At 72.0% G+C, this 15,674-nt stretch carries 15 protein-coding genes; 8 read left to right on the top strand and 7 right to left on the bottom strand.

What is annotated here, in order from left to right:
- Positions 1-982, bottom strand: a 982-nt coding sequence (locus E1281_RS11145) for a DUF222 domain-containing protein (protein ID WP_131877213.1), incomplete at its 3' end; no start/stop codon positions are given.
- A 343-nt stretch (positions 983-1,325) separates the two neighbouring features.
- Positions 1,326-1,784: a hypothetical protein gene (locus E1281_RS11140; RefSeq protein ID WP_131877212.1), complete on the bottom strand. Its 459-nt coding sequence runs from the start codon at positions 1,782-1,784 to the stop codon at positions 1,326-1,328.
- 172 nt (positions 1,785-1,956) lie between these two features.
- On the opposite strand from E1281_RS11140, the gene E1281_RS11135 reads away from it, so the two are divergent.
- Entirely contained in the window at positions 1,957-2,430 is a 474-nt protein-coding gene (locus tag E1281_RS11135) for a nitroreductase family deazaflavin-dependent oxidoreductase (RefSeq protein WP_131877211.1), read from the top strand.
- 61 nt (positions 2,431-2,491) lie between these two features.
- Here E1281_RS11135 and E1281_RS11130 read toward each other — a convergent pair whose 3' ends face one another.
- Positions 2,492-2,974 (bottom strand): hypothetical protein, encoded by a 483-nt coding sequence (locus tag E1281_RS11130; RefSeq protein ID WP_131877210.1) that lies wholly within the window; start codon positions 2,972-2,974, stop codon positions 2,492-2,494.
- Between the two features lie 87 nt (positions 2,975-3,061).
- Here E1281_RS11130 and E1281_RS11125 point away from each other — a divergent pair, with 87 nt between their 5' ends.
- Both E1281_RS11125 and E1281_RS11120 read left to right on the top strand, forming a co-directional pair.
- Positions 3,062-4,093 carry an ATP-binding cassette domain-containing protein gene (locus E1281_RS11125; RefSeq protein WP_131877209.1) on the top strand — a complete coding sequence of 344 codons (1,032 nt, stop codon included), beginning with the start codon at positions 3,062-3,064 and terminating at the stop codon, positions 4,091-4,093.
- On the top strand, positions 4,090-4,875 hold the full coding sequence (locus tag E1281_RS11120; protein WP_131877208.1) for an ABC transporter permease: 786 nt from the start codon (positions 4,090-4,092) through the stop codon (positions 4,873-4,875). The genes E1281_RS11125 and E1281_RS11120 overlap by 4 nt, the downstream gene beginning before the upstream one ends.
- Here E1281_RS11120 and E1281_RS11115 read toward each other — a convergent pair.
- The 4 genes from E1281_RS11115 to E1281_RS11095 all read right to left on the bottom strand — a co-directional run bounded on the left by E1281_RS11115 (position 4,853) and on the right by E1281_RS11095 (position 10,173).
- A complete protein-coding gene (locus E1281_RS11115) occupies positions 4,853-8,035 on the bottom strand; it encodes a BTAD domain-containing putative transcriptional regulator (RefSeq protein WP_131877207.1) in 3,183 nt (1,060 codons plus the stop codon). The genes E1281_RS11120 and E1281_RS11115 overlap by 23 nt on opposite strands.
- A 139-nt stretch (positions 8,036-8,174) precedes the next feature.
- Entirely contained in the window at positions 8,175-9,047 is an 873-nt protein-coding gene (locus E1281_RS11105) for an HAD-IB family hydrolase (protein ID WP_131877206.1), read from the bottom strand.
- 9 nt (positions 9,048-9,056) lie between these two features.
- Positions 9,057-9,335, bottom strand: a complete 279-nt coding sequence (locus E1281_RS11100) for a hypothetical protein (protein WP_131877205.1) — start codon at positions 9,333-9,335, stop codon at positions 9,057-9,059.
- Positions 9,336-9,519: 184 nt separating this feature from the next.
- On the bottom strand, positions 9,520-10,173 hold the full coding sequence (locus E1281_RS11095; protein WP_131877204.1) for a sigma-70 family RNA polymerase sigma factor: 654 nt from the start codon (positions 10,171-10,173) through the stop codon (positions 9,520-9,522).
- A gap of 145 nt (positions 10,174-10,318) precedes the next feature.
- On the opposite strand from E1281_RS11095, the gene E1281_RS11090 reads away from it, so the two are divergent.
- The 5 genes from E1281_RS11090 (at position 10,319) to hemC (ending at position 15,674) form a co-directional block, all read left to right on the top strand.
- Positions 10,319-11,608, top strand: coding sequence for an antibiotic biosynthesis monooxygenase (locus tag E1281_RS11090; RefSeq protein WP_131877203.1), 1,290 nt, complete (start codon positions 10,319-10,321; stop codon positions 11,606-11,608).
- Between the two features lies 1 nt (position 11,609).
- Complete coding sequence (locus E1281_RS11085; protein WP_131877202.1) at positions 11,610-11,873, top strand: glutaredoxin family protein; 264 nt, start codon at positions 11,610-11,612, stop codon at positions 11,871-11,873.
- A 340-nt stretch (positions 11,874-12,213) separates the two neighbouring features.
- A complete protein-coding gene (locus tag E1281_RS11080) occupies positions 12,214-12,948 on the top strand; it encodes a redox-sensing transcriptional repressor Rex (protein WP_131877201.1) in 735 nt (244 codons plus the stop codon).
- A gap of 55 nt (positions 12,949-13,003) precedes the next feature.
- Positions 13,004-14,665: a glutamyl-tRNA reductase gene (locus E1281_RS11075; RefSeq protein ID WP_347813282.1), complete on the top strand. Its 1,662-nt coding sequence runs from the start codon at positions 13,004-13,006 to the stop codon at positions 14,663-14,665.
- A 49-nt stretch (positions 14,666-14,714) separates the two neighbouring features.
- Positions 14,715-15,674: a hydroxymethylbilane synthase gene (hemC, locus tag E1281_RS11070; protein WP_279433604.1), complete on the top strand. Its 960-nt coding sequence runs from the start codon at positions 14,715-14,717 to the stop codon at positions 15,672-15,674.

The following is a 15,674-nucleotide window of genomic DNA, read 5'->3' as shown; positions in this document are numbered from 1 at the left end:
GTCGAGTAGAGCGTTTCGAGGACGCGGCGCTGGGCGGGGCTGGCGATGCGGACCGTCTGCCCCAGGTACAGCGGGGTGTTGCCGCGTCCAAGGATGAGTGGGGAGACTCCGGCGGACAGGGCGATGCGGCGGGCTTGTTCGGCGGGTATGGGGGTGCCGTCGGTGAGGCGGGCGGGGCGGTTCCGCCGGTGAGGGTGTCCAGGTCGACGATGAGGGTGACCTTGGTGGCTTTGTGTCCGCCCGCTAGGACGCTGGTGAGTGCGGCTGCGGTGCGTTCGGGTAGGTCGCGGTGGTCGTCGGTGCCTGCGGGTTTGGCCAGGGGGGCGAGGGTGCCGTCGAAGATGGCGGCGTCTTCGGCGTTGAGCCAGCCTTTGAGGTGGCGGCCGCCGTCCAGGGAGCGGGTGGAGTCGATCCAGGAGCGTTCGTAGCCGCGGCGGGAATCCTTGTCCGGGATGTCGGTGCCGTCGCGTTCGGCGATGACGTCGCGGATGCGGCGGCCGAAGGCGGCGAGTTTCCCGGCGGAGAAGCCTTGGTCGGCCATGTCGAGCAGGAGGGTTTCGGCGGTGGCGCAGTCGGCGTCGTCCAGGCGGGCGACCGCGGTGGCGACGGTGGCGGCGTAGCCGTAGGAGAGTTCGCCGCGGGCCACCCGCCCGGTGATGTCGGGGAGGCGGTGGCGGTGGCGGGCCAGGGTGAGGCGTTCTTTGGCGCGGGCGTCGCGCATTCCCAGCCGGGATCGCAGCCATGATCGGGTGGAGGGAAGGCCCCAGCGCTGCGGTTCCGCGGAATTGTCGACCACGGATATGAATCCGGCGATGGTGCTTTCGTGCTGGTCGGTGGCACGGGCGAGTTTCTCGGTGAGTTCGAAGCATGCCGGGGCCGATTCGGGTGGTGGCCGCTCGGCGAGTTTCGACGCGATCACCGCTGCCGCTTCCACCAGTTCCATGGTGGAAGCGGCGTCGAGGTCGATCGCCATCGTGCGCATATGAACATGATACTCAAGGTGGTGACTTTATGTGGTCGCAATACCACGATCCGAGGAAATCTTTGGGTTCGAATAATGTCACTGCCGAGCCACGTCGGAAAAATCGAAGTGCCCCCCTTCGCCCCTCCTTCCTTTTCTCCCTCTTCCGTTCGTGGCTGGGCGGTGGGGGCGGCGCGACCAGGGCAGGGGGCAGGCGGAGCCTGCCCCCCGAAAAGCTGGACCCCGTACGCTGCGCCGCCCCCGCCGCACTGTAAAGAATTGTGTTATTCGGACTCTTCCAGAATTCCGTGGGCCGACGAATTCTGTTACGGCTGACTGGCCTCGCGTTCTCGGGTCGTTGCCGTCAGGGTTCCTGGCGTCGTGCAGTCTGTTCGCTCAGCCAGTCCCGCCACGACGGCCCGGGATGGCGGCTTAGCACCGCGAGTTGGTAGGGCGCCATGTCGTTGGCGTCCTTCTGGACGTCGTAGCCCGCGATCGTGAGGATCTCGGCGATCGCGTCCTGCATCGCGTTCGACGTGCCGCCGGAGAGTCTGATGCACGCGTCCCCGGGCCCGCCGCCTCCGACCAGCGCGTCCATGGCGGCGGACCTCAGCACATAGCGCACTCCCCAGTGGACGAAGACGCCGCCGGCCTCGTCGTTGAGCGGGTCGACGGTCACGCGGGCCCCCGCGCTGACCGAGGGGTCGGCGTCCTCCGGAACGACGGGGAGGCCTGCGGCGCTCAGATCGTCCCGGACCGCACGGGCGAGTTCGGCGCGCCGGGCCATGGTGTCGGCGTCGGCTTGCTGCGGTTCCCACGTCACGCCACCAGATCGTAGACGCGGCGGTGTGGGCACAGTTCCCGTCGAGGGGGCTGCCGCTCCCGCTCACGGTCGGGGGGGACGCCAGGTCGGTCAGGAATCGAGAAGCGGGCTTGACCTGAGTGCGCCTAGCTTGACTGCCAAGCACATCAGGTCGATCGACGGAGGTAACACGATGGCACGGGAAGAACAGGCGGACGGCCAGGAGAAGCGCAAGGCCGGGACGCCTGGGGCGTTCTCGCGGTGGATGCAGCATCGGGCGAACGCCCGTATGAACCGTAAGATCCGGCGCGGCAAGGGCAGGTTCATGGGAATGGACGTGCTCATCCTGAACACGGTCGGCCGTCGGAGCGGGGAGCCGCGGGAGACGCCTGTGGCGTGGTTCGCCGACGATGAGGACGCCCGGCTGATCGTCGCTTCGGGCGGGGGGAGCCAGAATCCGGACTGGTTCGCCAATCTGATGGCGCACCCTGACCGCGCGTCGATGGAACTGCCCGGCCATGACGCGGTGCCGGTGACGGCGCAGCGGCTCGACGGTGCCGACCGCGAGCAGGCATGGCAGCGCATCGCCGCTGCTCAGCCGCGCATCGCGAAGTACCAGAGCAAGTCCGAGCGGGAATACCCGGTGGTCAGGCTCACCCCACGGTGACCGCGAGCGAACGACCGGGTGGGCGGGTATGCGGACGACTCCGCTATGTCCTGGATTCGCGTCAGGATGCGGGCTTGCATTCGTAGCCGTTCAGAGCCTCGAAGGCGGGCGCGTTCTTCTTGCCGTAGAGCGGGTCCACGACGTCGCGGACCGTCGATCCCTCCTTCAGCTTGCTCGACGACGCCTTGATCGCCTTCAGGACGGTCCGGAAGTGCTCCGCGATGTCCGGCGGAGCGCTCGACTTCATCCGGTCACCCATGTCCAGGACGAGGATGGCCTTTCTCCGCAGCTCCTTGAAGTCCAGCGGTTCTCCGTTGATCGCCTTGCCCGCGTCGGCGCGGTAGGCGAGCGAACCGACCTGGAAAGTGGAGAGATCGAGACAGAAGGCGGACGACGGTGACGCCGAAGGGGTGGCGGATGCCGCGGGGGACGCTGACGAAGCGGATTCTTCAGGGGATGCGGACGCGGTAGTGCCCGAGCCCGAGCAGCCGGCGCTGACCAGCGCGACGGCCAGAACGGGAAGCAACGTACGGGGAGCGAACATGGGCGGAGAGTAATCGATCTCTCCCCTGAAATGTCTTGAAACCGGAGTGAAACCGGGCTGAAGGCGAAGCCGTCCACGCTTCGGCGCATGAACACGGAACCACGGCAAACGGCCATTTACGCGGCCGGTCTCCGGAAGGCGTTCGGGGATAAGGCCGTCCTCGACGGGATCGACCTCGATGTGCCGCGCGGGACGGTCTTCTCGCTGCTCGGGCCGAACGGCGCCGGGAAGACCACGGCGGTGCGGATCCTGACCACGCTGATCCCCGCGGACGGCGGCGAGGCGCGGATCGCCGGACGCGATCTGGTGAAGGACCCCGACGGGGTGCGCAGGGCGATCGGAGTCACGGGGCAGTACTCGGCGGTGGACGGGCTGCTGACCGGGCGGGAGAACCTGATCCTGATGGCGGACCTGCACCGGCTGGGCAAGGCCCCGGGACGCAGGGCCGCCGACGAGCTGCTGGAGCGGCTCGACCTGGTGGAGGCCGCCAACAGGAGGGTCAACACGTACTCGGGCGGGATGCGGCGGCGGCTCGACATCGCGATGACGCTGATCGGTGACCCGCAGATCATCTTCCTGGACGAGCCGACGACCGGGCTCGACCCGCGGAGCCGCCGGACGATGTGGGAGATCATCCGCGGTCTCGTCCAGCATGGCGTGACGATCTTCCTGACGACGCAGTACCTGGAGGAGGCGGACCACCTCGCCGACAGGATCGCGGTCCTGGACGGCGGCCGGCTGGTCGCCGAGGGGACGGCGGACGAGCTGAAGCGGCAGGTCCCGGGCGGGCACGTCCGGCTGCGGTTCGGTGACCTGGCCGAGCTGGACGCGGCGGCGCGGACGCTCGGCACCGTGACGCCGGACGTGGCGCGGGACGACGACGCGCTCGCGCTGCAGGTGCCGAGCGACGGCGGCGTCCGGTCGCTGCGGGCCCTGCTCGGTCGGCTGGAGGACGCGTCCATCGAGGTCGGCGAGCTGTCCGTCCACACACCCGACCTGGACGACGTCTTCCTGGCGCTCACCGGCCGCCCCCAGAGCCGGCGCTCCCAGAACGGGCGCCCCGACAACGAGCGCCCCGACAACGAGCGCCCCGACACCAAGAAGGTGACCTCGCGATGACCGTGCTCACGCACGCGGCAACGGATTCCGCGACGATGCTGCGCCGCAATCTGCGGCACGCGCTGCGCTACCCGTCCATGTCCCTCAGCACGATGATGGTGCCGATCTTCATCATGCTGCTGTTCGTCGGCGTGTTCGGGAACGCGCTCGGCGAGGGCGTCGGCGGGCCGGCGGACGGCGACTACATCACCTATGTCGCGCCGGGGATCATCCTGATGGCCGTCGCCTCGGGATGCCTGACGACGTCGGTCTCGGTCTGCATGGACATGACCGAGGGGATCGTCGACAGGTTCCGGACGATGGCGATCGCGCGGGCGTCGCTGCTGACCGGGCACGTGGTGGGCAGCATGATCCAGACGCTGATCAGCACGGCCGCGGTCATCGGGGTCGCGGTCGCGATGGGGTTCCGGACGAGCGGGAGCCCGCTCGACTGGCTCGCCGCGATCGGCCTGCTGGTGCTGCTCACGTTCGCGCTCACCTGGATGGCGGTCGCGCTGGGCCTGCTGGCGAACAACCCCGAGGGCGCGAGCAACTCGCCGATGATCATCCAGTTCCTGCCGTTCGTCGGCAGCGCGATCGTCCCTCCGGAGTCGATGCCCGCCGGGGTCCGGTGGTTCGCCGAGTACCAGCCGTTCACCCCGATCATCGAGACGCTGCGCGGGCTGCTGGTCGGCACGCCGGACGGCCAGGACGCGGCGGTCGCCGTCGCATGGTGCGTCGGGCTCGCCATCGGCGGCTACGCCGGTTCGAAGGTGCTGTTCAACCGGAAGGCTCCCCGCTAGCCGCGAGCTTCCGGACGGCGTCGCGCAACTCCGCGCCGCCGAGGCCGGCGTACTCCCGCGCGGCGGCGAGGTACGCCGGCCCGTCGGCTTCTTCGGCGTCGCGGCGGGCCGCCGCCGAGGACATGGTCGGCTGGAAGTTCCGGACGAAGTGCAGCCGCTCGGCCAGCGCGATCGTGCGCGCGGTCCGCGTCCGGACGCCGGGCGGGGCCTCGGCGGGGCCGCCGGCGCGGGCGAGGTCGGCGAGGGCCAGGGCCAGCAGGATGCCGCCGCAGAGCGGGAGGTCCATGAAGAAGCCCGGCGTCGTGGCGGGAGTCTGGGCGAGCAGCAGCGACAGCCTGCCGGGCAGCCCCGCCGCGAGGTCCTCGACCTGGTCGAGCCCGCCGTGCCGCGCGTGGGCGACGACGGTGACGCAGTGGGCTTCGAGCGTCCACGAGTCGAAGCCGGGCGATGGCGCGGAGTCCTCCTCCTCCACCAGCCGCTCGACGGCCTGCCGCCAGAGCCGCAGGCCGGTCTCGGTGTCGCCGCGGGCGAAGGCGATCTCCGCGCGGGCACCGAGGTTGAACGTGGCGGTGCCGAACGACTCGTCCGGCCCGGAGACGAGCGACTGGTCGAGCCAGCCTTCCGCCCGCTCGACGTCGCCGGTGCTGAGTTCGGCGCCGGCGAGGGCCCACAGCAGCCCGAACATGTCGCGCCATCCGTTGCGCTTGAGCAGGTCCAGCGACACGCGCAGGTGGTGTGCGGCCCGCTCGCCCTGGTCGAGCTGCATGAGCAGTTCGCCGAGCCGGGAGTGGGCGAGGAGTCCGAGCCATGGAGTGTCCGGTCCGCCGGACGTCGTCAGCATCGTCTCGGTGGCCGCGAGCGCGCCGGTCAGGTCGCCGTCGCGTTCCCGGATGTAGCCGGTGACGCAGTTCGCGAGCGCGGCGAGCCGCGGTTCGCCGCTCGCGCACATCCGGTCGAGGACGGCCGCGCCGCCGTCCGGGTCCAGGATCTCCGGACCCGCCGCCATCAGGGTCGCCATGGCCCGGATGAGGCTGGTCGGCGGGACGGGCGGCAGGCGGCGCAGCGCGACCAGGGTGCGCGTCGGCCGCGGGCCCTTCATCAGGACCGAGGTCAGGAAGCTGAAGGTGAGGGCCGCCCTGGTCGTCTCGACGTCCTCGGGCCCGGGGCGGAAGCGGCTCAGCGGCCCGGCGGTCTCCTCCGCCAGGATGATCATCCGGTCGTACGTGGAGTCCAGCATCCACATGCCGCCCAGGACGGCGGTCACGGCGGCGACGGCCGGGCCTTCCCTCCGGGCGAGCCCGTGGCGGAGCGCCTGCAAGAGGTTGTCCTGCTCGATCCGGACACGCGCCAGCGCTCCGCGCCCGAACACGGCCTCCTGGTGCCCGCACCCGAACTCCCGCGCCCACGCGAGCAGCCCCTCGATCGCGGCCTCCGTCTCGCCTGCCGCCTCTCGGTGGGCCGCGCTGAACTCCCGGACGCTCTCCAGCATCCGGAAGCGCGTCCCGTGTCGGGCGACATCGTCCTCCTCGGTCATTTCGAGGAGCGACTGGCCGACGAGATCTTCCAGAACCTCCAGGACGTCGCCGTCCACGAAATGGCGTGCCGCGTCCAGGGTGAACCCGGACGAGAAGATCGAGAGCGACCGCATCGCGGCCTGCCCGAGCGGGCCGAGGAGATTCCAGCTCCACTCGACCACGGCGTGCATGGTCCGGTGCCTGGACGGCGCGTCGCGCACGTTGCCGCGCAGCAGCGCGAACCTGTCGTCCAGACCGCGGGCGATCTCGGGCAGCGACATGACGCGGACGCGGGCCGCCGCCAGCTCCACGGCGAGCGGCAGCCCGTCCAGGTGGCGGCACAGCTCCTCCACCGCCTCCGCCGGGAGGTCGGCGTTCGGCCGCGCCGCGCGGGCCCGCTGCCGGAACAGCTCGGCGGCGGTCGGCGGGTCCAGCGCGGGCAGCGGATACACCGACTCCGACGACAGGCCGAGCGGGGCGCGGCTCGTGGTGAGCACCCGGAGGTCGCGCGTCATCGACACCAGGGCGCCGGCCAGCTCGGCGACGCCGTCGACGACGTGCTCGCAGTTGTCCAGGACGAGCAGCACCGGACCCGGCCCGAGCGTCTCCACGATGCCGCCGAGCCGGTCGGCCGCCGCGCCGAGGCGGCCCGAGCCCGCGAGGCGCGGGTCGCCGACGCCGAGGACGGAGGCCACCTCGGCCGCCACGTCCCGGTTCCGGGCGACACCGGCGAGCGCGACGACGTGCACGGCCCGGTGCGGGGCGTCGCGTGCGACGGCGTTCGCGAGCCGCGTCTTGCCGAGCCCGCCCGTCCCGACGATCGAGGTGACGCGGGACGTGCGCAGCAGATCCCGCACGGCGGCGATGTCGGCGGCGCGGCCGAGCAGCGGGTTCGGCTCGTGGGCGACGCCTCGCCGCACGGGCGGCGCCTCGTCGCGCAGCAGCTCCCGCTGGACGTCCTGGAGCGCGGCCCCGGGGTCGGTGCCGAGCTCCTCACGCAGCGAGCGCCGGTAGGACTCGTACCGGGCCAGCGCGGCGGACGGGCCCGCGGTCGCCGCCTCGCAGCGCAGGAGCCCGGCGAGGACCTCCTCGTCCCGGGGATGCTCGCGGGCCACGGCGGTGAGCGCGCCGAACGCCTCCGCGTGCCGGGCGAGCCCCGCCAGGGCCAGCGCGCGGGCGCGCTCCAGCGTCCGGTACGTCGCGGCCCGCTCCGCGCGCAGCACGGACAGCGGATCGGTTCCCTCGTCCGGCTCCGGGGGGTCGTCCCAGAACGCGAGGCCCTCCTCGGCGTGGGCGAGCGCGCCCCTGTGGTCGCCGTCGCGGGCGCACCGGCCGCTCGCGGACGCGGCGAGCAGCACGGCCGACGCGTCCACCTCGTTCTCGCCCAGCCCCAGCCGGTATCCGGTCGGCGTGCTCGCGACGACGTCCGCCCCGAGCTGGGACCGGGCTCGCGAGACGACGACCTGGAGTGCCTTGGCGGGATTCTCCGGCCGCTCGTCCGGCCACAGTCCCTCGACCAGCCGGCCGGCGGACACGCCCGCCCGAGGCTCCCCCGCGAGCAGGGCGAGGAGACCGCGCAGCCGCGGGCTCGTGACGTCCCGCCCACGGCAGGCGACCCCGGACAGCAACGTCAGCTCAACGCTCACCCGAGAAGGCTAATCCCCACCGCCACTCGCAGATCGTCAGCGTGGGGATCGACAGCGTGGGGATCGTCAGCGTGGGGATCGTCAGCGTGGGGATCGTCAGCGTGGGATCGACGGCGTGGGGACGAACCGGCGCGTCCGGTCAGCCGCGGTAGTGGCGGCGGAGGGCGACGCCGGCGGCGACGCCTCCGGCCAGGGCGCCGGCGCCCGCGGCGGCGGGGAGGGCGATCATCGTGACCTTGCGGCCGGTGCGGAAGTCGTGGACGGGCCAGCCGTGGTCCCTGGCGTGCACGCGGAGCTCGGGGTCGGGGTTCACGGCGTGCGGGTGCCCGACGACGCCCAGCATCGGCAGGTCGTTGATCGAGTCGCTGTAGGCGGCGCAGCGCGCCAGGTCCAGGCCCTCGCGGTGGGCGAGGGCGCGGACGGCCTCGGCCTTCGCGGGTCCGTGCAGCAGGTTCCCGACGAGCCGTCCCGTGTAGACGCCGTCGCGCGTCTCGGCGACGGTGCCGAGCGCGCCGGTGAGGCCGAGGCGGTGCGCGATGGTCCGGGCGACCTCGACGGGCGTGGCGGTGACGAGCCATACCTGCTGGCCGGAGTCGAGGTGCTGGAGGGCCAGGGTGCGGGTGCCGTGCCAGATCCGGTCGGCCATCACCTCGTCGTAGATCTCCTCGCTGAGCCGGACGATCTTGTCGACCCGCTGGCCGGCGACGAACGAGAGCGCGGCCTCCTTGGCGCTGCCGATGTGCTCGGAGTTCTCGGTTCCGCGCAGGCGGAAGGCGACCTGCCCCCAGGTGAACATCGCGAGGTCGCGCATCGTGAACAGCTTGCGGGCGGCGAGGCCGCGTGCGAAGTAGTAGATGGACGCGCCGCGCATCATCGTGTTGTCGACGTCGAAGAACGCCGCCGCGGCGGGGTCCGGGTCGGGGAGCGGCTCGGGCTCGGCCGCGGCCGCCGCGGACGCCTCCCCGGCGCTCTTGTGGTCTTGGTCCTTGCCGCGCTGCCAGAATCGCCGCATGGGGCGAGCCTAGCCGTCCCTCTCTCCCCGGCCGTCCGCCCGGCCGCGGTTGCGGCCACCGAGATCGTGATGCCCGTGGCCGAAGGGGTCCTCGTCGAAGGGGTCCTCACTGAAGGGGTCCTCGTCGAACGGGTCCTTGCCGAAGCGGTCGCCGCTCCGGTCGCCGGCGGCGGCGACCAGCCGCTCGCGCAGCACGGCGCGGAAGTGCGGATCGGGGCCCGCGTCGCTCGCCCGCAGCCGGGCCAGCACGTTTCCCTGCTCGGCGATCTTTCCTCGCCCGGTTCTCAACTGGCCGCTCCCTTGCGGACTCCAGGCACGAACGCGCTCCTGCCCCGCAAAACGATCCGGTGGCGCGGCGGGTTACGGCCCGATGATCAATTATTGGTCAGTCTAAGGATGGCCCGTACCGCCGGTGGCAAGTGTGACCGGTGGCGCAGGTCGGGCCGGCGCGGGTCGGGCCGGCGCAGTCGGGCTAGTGGCGCAGGTCGGGTGGGAGCATGCGGGCCAGGGACCTGACGGCGCGGTACTGCAGCGCCTTGATCGCGCCCGGCTTCTTGTCCATGATCAGCGCGGTCTCGGCGACCGACAGGCCGTGCAGGAACCGCAGCACGACGCATTCCTGCTGCTCCGATCCCAGCCGGCGGACCGCCATCAGCAGCGTCCGGTTGGTCATCGAGTCCAGGACGGCCCGCTCGGGTCCCTCCTGGTGCCGTTCCGGCTCGACGAGTTCGGCGGTGCAGACCTCCAGCCGGTAGCGGCCGGACTTGAAGTGGTCCGCGACCAGGTTCCGGGCGATCGTCACCAGCCAGGCCCCGAAGTCCTTGCCCTGCCAGTGGAAGTCGCAGATGCGGCGGAGCGCCCGCAGAAACGTCTCGCTCGTGAGGTCCTCGGTCAGCGAATGCGTCCCGACCCGGTAGTAGACGTAGCGGTAGACCAGTTCGACGTAGTGGTCGTAGAGGGAGCCGAACGCGTCGGCGTCGCCGTCGCGGGCCCGCAGGACCAGTGCCTTGAGAACCTCGGCGCGGTCGGCCGTGTGATCGGCGGACCGGCCGGCGGAAAGGCCGGTGCCGCCCCGGGCCGGCCGGGGGAGGGGGAGCACCCCGGCATCGAGGGACAAGCTGCTCATGCAGTTCTCCTCGGGGCGTACGCGACCTCCGGCGTGATCTGCCACTCTAGATACCGATAGGTACGCCAGGCAATGGTGCGTTCGCCGATGCGTTCGCGGGGAGCGGTTACCCGTCGGACCCCGGCATCGGGCACCATGGGGCGCGATGGTCTCTGCCTTTCTCGCGCTCGTGGCGACCCTGGGTGCCTTGACGGCCACCGGGTTGCTGATCCAGCGTGCCAACAAGGACCGGCTGCTCTACCTGATCGCCTGGTCGTTCACACAGGTCGGGCTGTCGCTGGCGCTGCTGTCCATGGGCGTCGGATTCCTGGCGGGCTTCAACGGCGTGCTCTTCCGCGTCGTGGAACTCGGCGCCGCGCTGATCGGGCCGATCTGGCTCGCCCTCGGCATGGTCGAGCTGATCGCGCGGTACGTGCAGGTGCGGTTCGGGGCCTGGCTGTTCGCGATCTCCTACACGGTCGTCGCGCTCGTCATCCTGCTCGTCGACCCGCTGAAGGGCGAGCTCTCCAAGGACCTGCCGAAGCCCGGCGACACCTACGACGCGCTGCCGCTGCTGCTGATCGACGGCGCGCACGTCGTCGCGGTGCTGGCGCTGGCCGCGTGCACCGGGGTCACCGGCTGGCTGGCGAGCAAGCAGGACCAGGAGGCGGCGGAGCTGCTGATCCCCATCGCGCTGGTCGCGCTGGCGGGCGTCCTGGTGGTGAGCGGCACCCGCGGGTTCCTGCCCGCGCCGCTCGCGGTGATCGCGCTCGGCGGCGCCGCTGGGCTCGTCTGGTACGGGGCGATGCGCACGATCCCGGTCTTCGACGACGAGGGCTACGACGACTACGGGGACGACTACGGGGATGAGCCGATGACCGGTTACGAGGAGCAGGGGTACCAGCCGGCGCGGCCCGAGCCCGTCCCGGCGCCGACCCCCTCGCCCGATCCGCGGCGCGGCGAGCTGCGGTTCCCCGAGCCGGCCCCGGCCGAAGACCTGCGCTTCCCGGACAGTCCGGCGGGCCCGACGGCCGTGGACGGTGTCGCCGCCGCCGCGGCGGCGGCCGGGCTGGGCGGCGGAGCCGTCCCCGAGCAGGCGAAGCCGGCCGGGCTGACGGGGCTGGCCGGGGCGTGCGGCCAGATCACCGTCTACACGCTCCTCGAAGGACGCGAGGACGCCTTCGACCGGCTCGCCACCGATCTCGTGAAGGCCGCCATCGCGGTCGAGCCCGAGATGGTGGTCTTCGCCTGCCACGAGGTGGTGGGCGGCCCCACACAGCGGATCTTCTACCAGCTCTTCCGGGCCGAGGCCGCGTTCGCCGCGCACCGGCGGCAGCCGCACCTGCAGCGGTTCCTGGCGGAGTCCCGCACCCACGTGCTGGCCACCAACGTGATCGAGCTGCGCCTCGGCGCCGCCAAGGTGCCGCTTCCGGCGCCGGACTTCCCCGGAAGGTGACATGAGCGGCGAAGACGGCGCGGGGATCATGATCACGCTGCTCGGCAAGCCCGGATGCCACCTGTGCGACGACGCCCGCGCGGTGATCGAGCGGGTCGCCCGCGACCTGGACGTCCCGTGGGAAGAGCGCGACATCACCAAGTCGGAGCAGGACACCGAGCAGTACTGGGAGCAGATCCCCGTGACGCTCGTCAACGGCGTCCAGCACGACTTCTGGCGCGTCGACGAGAACCGCCTCCGCGCCGCCATCGCCGCACTGCGCTGACCCGCCCGGACTCCCGTGCCCGGTGAGGGCTTGCGGTCGAGTGGGGTAAGTGGATACTTACGAGGGGGATTGTCTGGTCGGTCACATCCGGCGGGCGGCGTGCGAGTGTTGCGTACGGTGGAAAAGTCCCTGATGGGCGGTGTTCTGGTGAGTCTGAGCGGGTCGGCCGGTGCGCGGGTAAGCGGGGGGTGACTTTGTGCGCGTATTCACAAAGGCTTAACCTGTTGGACAGCCCCGGAGCGGTCGGGCGGCGGCCGAGAAAGCCGTTCCCCGACCGCGCGGAACCGGAGCCAGGGGTCGGCGTGGCCCCGTCCCCAGCGTCGAGCCCGAAGAGCAGGCCGTGACATCTCGACAGAACCGACCCCGTGCGGGGCGCGGCATCCCCGAAGCCACCGTGGCGCGGCTGCCCGTGTACCTGCGGGCGCTGACCGCGCTGCAGGACCGCGGCGTCGCGACCGTGTCCTCGGAGGAACTGGCGGCGGCGGCCGGCGTCAACTCGGCCAAGCTGCGCAAGGACCTGTCCCACCTGGGCTCGTATGGGACGCGCGGTGTCGGGTACGAGGTCGAGTACCTCGTCTACCAGATCTCCCGCGAACTCGGCCTCACCCAGGACTGGGTGGTCGCGATCATCGGGGTCGGTAACCTGGGACGCGCGCTGGCCGGCTACGGCGGTTTCGCGTCCCGCGGCTTCCGGGTGGCGGGCCTGCTCGACGCGGACGACTCCATCGTCGGCCAGGAGATCTCCGGGATGACGGTGCAGCACATCGACCGGCTGGAGGACATCATCGCCGACCACGGCGTGTCCATCGCCGTCATCGCGACCCCCGCGGGCCCGGCCCAGGGGGTCTGCGACCGCGTGGTGGCCGCGGGCGTGACGAGCGTGCTCAACTTCGCGCCGGTCGTGCTCTCGGTGCCCGACGGCGTCGACGTGCGCAAGGTCGACCTGTCGATCGAACTGCAGATCCTCGCGTTCCACGAGCAGCGCAAGGCCGGGGGCCCGGACGGTCTGGCCCCTCTGGCCGCGGGTGACGCGCCTCCCGGCGCGACTCACTATGTAGAGACCGTAGAGGCATGATCGGGGTAGTCGGCTCGGGGGACGCGGGAAACCAGGGAGACGCGGGAGAGGCCATATGAGCATTCTTGTCGTGGGGCTCAGTCACCGGAGCGCGCCCGTGGCGGTGCTGGAACGTGCGGCGGTCGCCGGGGACGACCTGGTCAAGCTGCTGCACGCGGTGCACGCGTCCGCGAACGTCGCCGAGGCGGCCATCGTCTCGACGTGCAACCGCGTGGAGATCTACGCGGTGGTCGACAAGTTCCACGGCGGGGTCTCGGCGATCTCCGAGCTGCTGGCGCTGCACTCCGGCGTGCCGATGGAGGACCTGTCGCGGCACCTCTACGTCCACTACGAGGAGCGGGCCGTCCAGCACGTGTTCGCGGTGGCGTGCGGGCTGGAGTCGATGGTCGTCGGCGAGGGCCAGATCCTCGGCCAGATCCGGCAGGCGTTCCGGCTGGCGCAGGACGAGGGCACGCTCGGCCGCGATCTCCACGACGTCCTGCAGCAGTCGCTGCGGGTGGGCAAGCGCGCCCACCACGAGACCGGCATCGACCAGGCGGGCGCGTCGCTGGTGAGCGTCGGCCTGGAGGTCGCCGCCCGGCATCTCGGCCCGCTCGACGGCGTCCGCGCGCTGGTCGTCGGCGCCGGCTCGATGAGCTCGCTGGCCGCGGCCACGCTGAGCCGGGCCGGGGCCGGCGAGGTCGTGGTCGCGAACCGCACCCGCGAGCGCGCGGTGCGGCTGGCGGAGTCGCTGGACGTGCCCTCCCGGGCGGTCGAGCTGAGCGTCCTGGACGCCGCGATCGCCGAGGCGGACCTGGTGGTCTCGTGCACGGGGGCGGCCGGCCTGGTCATGACGGCCGCGCAGCTCGCGGCGCGCGGCGTCGGCTCCGACGGGCGCCGCCGCTTCCTCCTCGACCTGGCGCTGCCGCACGACATCGAGCGGAGCGCCCGTGATCTGCCGGACGTCGAGCTGGCCGGGCTGGACGACCTGCGGACCGCGCAGGAGGCGGCGAAGGCCGTCGGCCCGCAGGCCGTCGAGGCCGTCCGGCGGATCGTGCGCGAGGAGGTCGAGGCGTTCCTCAGCGCCGCCCGCGCCGCGGCCGTCGCGCCGACGGTCGTCGCGCTGCGCAGCAAGGCCGCCGAGGTCGTGGAGGCGGAGCTGAACCGGCTGACCGGGCGGCTGCCCGAGATCGACGGCCGGGCCCGCAAGGAGATCGACCAGACCGTCCGGCGGGTGGTGGACAAGCTGCTCCACGCGCCGACCGTCCGGATGAAGGAGCTGGCGGCGGCGCCGGGCGGCGACTCCTACGCCGACGCGCTGCGCGAGCTGTTCGACCTGGATCCGAAGGCCCCGGAGGCGGTCGCCCGCGCCGACATGAGCGAGTCCGGCATGAGCGAGACCGGCATGAGCGAGACCGGCATGAGCGAGTCCGGCATGGAAGAGGGGGGAACGGCGAGCGGTCAGGTGCCGCGGGACGGTTCCGCGTCTACGGTGGAGGCCGAGTGCGCCGAGGCCGACTGCGTGAGCACCTCGCCCCCCGAGGCCGCGCCGGGAGTCAGCGTGCACGACGTCAACGCGCACGAGATGCGGCGCGGGGACGGGAACGCGCAGCCGGTCGACGCGCAGCCGGTCGACGCGCAGCCGGTGAACGCGGAGACGGTGAACGCGCAGGCCGCGAACGTCCGGGCGGTCAGCGCCCGCGACGCGATGGCGGGGCGCGAAGGAGACCGGACGTGAGTGTGCGCGGCGGCGGAGCCGTCCGCAGGAATCCGAGCGGAGTGAGGCAGTGAGTCAGGGATTGGGCGGCGGGTCGGGCGCCGGAGGCACCGGCCGTGCGACGGGCCGTCCGCTGCGGCTCGGTACCCGCAAGAGCCTGATGGCGATGACCCAGTCGCAGCAGGTCGCGGACATGTTGACGGAACGAACCGGGCATGCCGTCGAACTCGTCGGGGTAACCACGCAGGGTGACGTTTCCAAGGCCCTGCTCGCCCAGATCGGCGGCACCGGAGTGTTCGTCAACGCGCTCCGCGACAAGGTGCTCTCGGGCGAGGTGGACTTCGCGGTGCACTCGCTGAAGGACCTGCCGACGTCCGAGACGCCCGGGATCGCCCTCGCCGCGACCCCGCCACGCGACGACCCCCGCGACGCCTTGTGCGCCCCGGCGAAGCTCGCCGACCTTCCGCAGGGGGCGCGCGTCGGCACCGGCTCGCCGCGCAGGGTCGCGCAGCTGCGCTCGCTGCGTCCGGACCTGGAGGTCGTCCCGATCCGGGGCAACGCCGACACCCGGCTCGGCAAGGTCACCGGTGGCGAGCTGGACGCCGTGGTCCTCGCGCACGCGGGCCTGAAGCGGATCGGCAGGCTGGAGGCGGTTGGCGAGGTCTTCGACCCCGACCAGATGCTGCCCGCCCCCGGGCAGGGCGCGCTCGCGCTGGAATGCCGCGCCGACCGGAGCGACCTCCGGGACCTTCTTGGAACGGTCGACGACGCCGCGACCAGGCGCGCCGTCACCGCCGAGCGGACGATCCTGTCCGTGCTGGAGGCGGGTTGCTCCGCGCCCGTGGGAACATACGCTGCCGAAGTAGATGAAGAGCTGCATCTGACGGCGACCGTCGCTGCCTACGACGGGAGCCGCCAGGTCAGGCTGTCCGCAAGCGGCCACCCGGATGCCGCGGAGCAGATCGGACGCGACCTCGCGGACCGGCTGCTCGCGCAGGGGGCCGACCAGTTGATGGGGGAGCGCGATTGA

The sequence above is a fragment of the Actinomadura sp. KC345 genome, from assembly GCF_004348515.1.
Taxonomy (GTDB): Bacteria; Actinomycetota; Actinomycetes; order Streptosporangiales; family Streptosporangiaceae; genus Spirillospora.
The sequence above is the reverse complement of the archived record's forward strand: the minus strand, read 5'-3'. Positions and strand labels throughout refer to the sequence as shown.

What these genes read in the sequence shown, in the direction of transcription:
- E1281_RS11095 (WP_131877204.1), bottom strand. Translation starts at nt 10,173, where the DNA reads ATGAGCAGCTTGTCCCTCGATGCCGGGGTGCTCCCCCTCCCCCGGCCG.
- E1281_RS11085 (WP_131877202.1), top strand. Translation starts at nt 11,610, where the DNA reads ATGAGCGGCGAAGACGGCGCGGGGATCATGATCACGCTGCTCGGCAAG.
- E1281_RS11090 (WP_131877203.1), top strand. Translation starts at nt 10,319, where the DNA reads ATGGTCTCTGCCTTTCTCGCGCTCGTGGCGACCCTGGGTGCCTTGACG.
- E1281_RS11125 (WP_131877209.1), top strand. Translation starts at nt 3,062, where the DNA reads ATGAACACGGAACCACGGCAAACGGCCATTTACGCGGCCGGTCTCCGG.
- E1281_RS11105 (WP_131877206.1), bottom strand. Translation starts at nt 9,047, where the DNA reads ATGCGGCGATTCTGGCAGCGCGGCAAGGACCAAGACCACAAGAGCGCC.
- E1281_RS11120 (WP_131877208.1), top strand. Translation starts at nt 4,090, where the DNA reads ATGACCGTGCTCACGCACGCGGCAACGGATTCCGCGACGATGCTGCGC.
- E1281_RS11075 (WP_347813282.1), top strand. Translation starts at nt 13,004, where the DNA reads ATGAGCATTCTTGTCGTGGGGCTCAGTCACCGGAGCGCGCCCGTGGCG.
- E1281_RS11135 (WP_131877211.1), top strand. Translation starts at nt 1,957, where the DNA reads ATGGCACGGGAAGAACAGGCGGACGGCCAGGAGAAGCGCAAGGCCGGG.
- E1281_RS11130 (WP_131877210.1), bottom strand. Translation starts at nt 2,974, where the DNA reads ATGTTCGCTCCCCGTACGTTGCTTCCCGTTCTGGCCGTCGCGCTGGTC.